Source organism: Pseudomonas sp. D47 (assembly GCF_045447305.1).
Classification (GTDB): Bacteria; Pseudomonadota; Gammaproteobacteria; order Pseudomonadales; family Pseudomonadaceae; genus Aquipseudomonas.
In genome coordinates this window covers 1-319 of record NZ_JBJGXU010000209.1, presented here as the reverse complement: position 1 = coordinate 319, position 319 = coordinate 1, and the positions used below count along the sequence as shown (strand labels likewise).

Here is a 319-nt window from a genome sequence, read left to right as displayed (position 1 = left end):
TCTCTCTATTCGGACTTTCCCCCCATCGACAGTAACATTCAGCCACCCTCCTGGAGGTGTTAATTGGCCGTAGCAATACCGGTCTTCAAGAGGAATTTCCTGCTCTGTTGAAAACAGCACAGGTGACGGCATATTCAAATCAACTACATAACTCCCACCTTTGTTACTCACAGCGCGAGAGGCTGAAAGCACGGACACGAATGGGAAAATAGGATCCCCCCCATTTAAAACGACAGGACTCGGTAAGATTTGGTGATCCATCAATTCGAAATCCAAACCAACGACTTGTTGCATTGCCCTTTGTACCCTTTGAGCCTTC

Annotated in this window: 1 protein-coding gene; it reads right to left on the bottom strand. The window is 47.3% G+C overall.

What is annotated here, in order from left to right:
- Window positions 1-294: hypothetical protein (locus ACI77I_RS32260; protein ID WP_407000266.1), on the bottom strand; the 294-nt coding region annotated here is incomplete at its 3' end.
- Window positions 295-319: the final 25 nt, after the last annotated feature.